At 40.4% G+C, this 3,601-nt stretch carries 2 protein-coding genes; both read left to right on the forward strand.

Features of this window, described 5'->3' with window-relative positions; translation table 11 throughout:
* On the forward strand, nucleotides 1-2,329 hold a 2,329-nt coding region (locus J2S23_RS11180; protein WP_307122781.1), incomplete at its 5' end, for a phage tail tip lysozyme.
* Between the two features lie 338 nt (nucleotides 2,330-2,667).
* Entirely contained in the window at nucleotides 2,668-3,303 is a 636-nt protein-coding gene (locus J2S23_RS11185; RefSeq protein WP_024388736.1) for a hypothetical protein, read from the forward strand.
* The last annotated feature ends 298 nt before the right edge of the window (nucleotides 3,304-3,601 follow it).

A 3,601-nucleotide genomic window follows, 5' to 3' on the forward strand; every position in this document is an offset into this window, starting at 1 on the left:
AGCTAAGCGTGACGTGAAACAACTGAAAAAAGCACATCAGTTTAAGAACCCCTCGACCAAGGTCAAACGAGGCTTACGCTATGTCGCCTCAGAATCACTGGATGTAGTCGCTCAAGATGATGACTTGGAGGGAATCAGAACCCTAAAAGAGTCTGTGATTAAAGGAAGACGCTATGGGAGATTTACTTATCAGTCAGGAAAACTCCTTGTCAAAAGTGGGCAGACAGGTCTTCGGTTTACGAAGACGAAAGTCGCTCATAGTAAGGAGCGGTATCAGAACTTTAAAAAGGGGAAAGGGTTCACCCGACAGAAGCCCCTAAAGCCCAAAAGGCGATACCACACCTTTCTCAAGCAAGCTAGAAGGCACAGTGTGTCAGGAATAACAAGGGTTATTCAAGCGATTAAGAATAGCCTGACCTTCTTTTCATCGATTGCCCTTAATCCTATGACTTGGGTCGTATCAGGCCTCTTGTTTTTCTTGCTTTTGATGATTAGTTTTGTTATAGGAATTTCAGGAACTACTCTCATTCAACAGGATGAGAGTGAACTGACAAAAGCCTATACGCACATGACGTGGGAAGATGCGGAAAACACCCGAACCAACCCCACTGGCATTACCTACTACACCAAGATTGATGACGTCATGGGCTTTATGAATCTCAAGTATCAAGATTATGCTTTAGATGAGGTCATGGAAGAAGGGGATAAAACTTATCAAGCCTATCTCAGTCAGCTTTGGCAGGACTTAAACGGTGGAGATTCTTTAAAATCCATGCTTGAGTTGACCAAGGAGCCTGCCTACAAACTCTCTGATGACGATAGAGAAGACTTAAAGGAATTAAGTGAGGAAGGCACTTACCTTGCCCTCCAAGAATTAGATAATCCTTTCCAAAATCAGACTGAAGATGACGCGCTTACCATGACAGTTCGTTATGGTTATGAGGTGATTGATGACAAGCCAACCCTTCATCACCATATCATTCTAGAAGCTAAAGAGAATCAAGTGATTGTGGCTCCCATGGATGGTAAGGTTTCCCTAGAGGGAGAGAACATTATCATTACGTCAGGTAAGGGACTAAACAAGTCTCAATTGACCTTGTTTAATATCCATACTGGTCGAGTGACAGACGGTCAGAAAGTCCAAGCAGGAGAAGTGATTGGTCAAACCAAGGATGGTGCTGGTCTTAAAGTGACCTATCAAAAGGTTGACGATGATTCAGAGAAACTGGTTTACGTTAATCCAGCCTTTTACTTTCCTAAAGTCATTCAACTCCAAACGACGATTCTACCTACCATTGGTCAATTTGGAGGCGATGAGTTTGCGAGAGCCAAAGCTATCTATGAGTATTTGAAGAGTCAAGGAGCGACCAATCAAGCCATTGCGGCAATTTTAGGAAACTGGTCAGTAGAATCCTCTATCAATCCCAAACGAGCTGAAGGTGATTATTTATCTCCTCCTGTTGGAGCAACGGATAGTTCTTGGGACGATGAGGGATGGCTATCCCTTAATGGACCTGCTATCTATAATGGCAGGTACCCGAATATTCTAAGACGTGGCTTAGGCTTGGGGCAGTGGACAGATACAGCAGATGGGTCACGCAGACATACCTTATTATTAGAGTATGCCAACCGAAAAAAACAGAAGTGGTATGACTTAGGCTTACAACTGGATTTTATGCTCAATGGGGACAATCCTTACTATACCAACTGGTTAAAAGGCTTCTTCAAAAACTCAGGAAGCCCAGCTAGTCTTGCCCAACTCTTTCTCATTTATTGGGAGGGAAATAGTGGTGATAAACTCCTAGAACGTCAAACGAGAGCTACAGAGTGGTATTACCAAATTGAGAAAGGCTTTAGCCAACCAAATGGTGGAACCGCCCAGAGTGATCCAAAAGCGCTAGAAGCGGTTCGAGGAGACCTTTTTGACAACTCCGTTCCAGGTGGGGGTGACGGTATGGGGTATGCCTATGGGCAATGTACGTGGGGAGTTGCTGCTCGTATCAACCAATTGGGCTTGAAACTCAAAGGTCGAAATGGTGAAAAAATTCCAATCATCAGTACCATGGGGAATGGTCAAGATTGGGTGGCAACAGCAGCACGTCTTGGTGGTGAAACAGGCAAGCAACCAAAAGCAGGAGCGATTATTTCCTTTGCGGGAGGAGGTCATGGATCGCCAACAGAATACGGTCATGTCGCCTTTGTCGAGAAGGTTTACCCAGATGGATCTTTCCTCATCTCAGAGACCAATGTTAATGGTAATCCTAACTATACCTTCCGTAAGTTATCAGGAGTTGATAGTACGATTAGCTTTGCCTATACGACGAAATAATCTTAGAATACTTGTCTTTTTGTCCCTAATATTGTATGATATTTGGGACAAAGTAATCATCTCATCTAAACTTTAAGCGTGAACATAGGTGTTGACAAATAAGGAATTATCCCGTATAATAATAGTAAATAAAGGTTATAAATTACTTGTGGGCTAGTGGATATGGTCTGCACCCGCCTGTGGGCTCCGCACTCAGTTCAAACTGTTTGTTGAGAAAAAGAATAGCAGGACTGCCTACCCTTGAGGAATAGATAGGGCATATCTAGCGTGAGGTGAAACTCAATACGTGGAAGAGAAGGAAGCACCTGCTTCCTTCTCTTTTTTAGGAGAAAAATAGAATGACATATACTTTGGAATGGCTCGAGACCTTTGATGGAGAAATTGATATTCTCAATGTCGATATGTCTCGTCTAGCCAATACTATTGAGAAATATGTTTCTCAGTACAAATACGTTTATCAGACAAATATGGAGGACTATCCCGAAATTGTTCTTTCTGTCCCAAATTCCTCTATTCCCCATTTATTAGGATTATCAAGAGATCATCATGTTAATTTACCAACTAATAACGCAGGGAGTATTTTTGAAGGATTAAAGGATGATTGGACATTGGAGCGTCTAAATAAGGCTGATAATGGTTGGTTTAACGAAAATAAATTCAAAATCGTTGGAACATTATTACTTTATCAAATGTTACATGTGATGGAATGTAAATTCTACACAACGGATGGTATTTTGAATAGAAAAGTTGGCAAACGATTTAGAAGAGATAATATTTATTTTGTGGTCTTTAAATTAAGTAATGGTATTAGTTATACCGTTGAATTATCGCGTGAACAAGGGAACCAATACTTTCCAAGAAGTCTTAAAATCAACGACACCTTAATTACAAATTGTAGAGAAATAGAGCTAAAACTTGTTGACAAGAAACGCTTTAAGACTGCTAAAGCTAGAAAGGTTAATTGGCCATCTTAATGGAAATATTGATATGATAACCATTGGGGCATCCACTTTTTGTGGGTGGCTTTTTTTTTCTTTGTTCTTCTTTGATGTGATACCAAAATCAAGTCGTCTTTACGACGAAATAGAAAACAATATGCTAACAAACCATCATGTTGTTAGCATATTGTTTTATTTGTGGTTGATTTTTTCTAAACAATATGCTAACATTGTAGTGAAATGTTAGCATATTATTTAGGAGGTGGTAATGTGGATTTGTTAGAGAAACCTGTCTATAATTACATAAAAAAAAATAATGGAGTTATAACTTTTC

This window comes from Streptococcus moroccensis, assembly GCF_030812835.1.
GTDB lineage: Bacteria > Bacillota > Bacilli > Lactobacillales > Streptococcaceae > Streptococcus > Streptococcus moroccensis.

Bases quoted from the DNA above. Each gene is read 5' to 3' on its own strand.
- J2S23_RS11185 (WP_024388736.1), top strand. From the start codon at position 2,668: ATGACATATACTTTGGAATGGCTCGAGACCTTTGATGGAGAAATTGAT.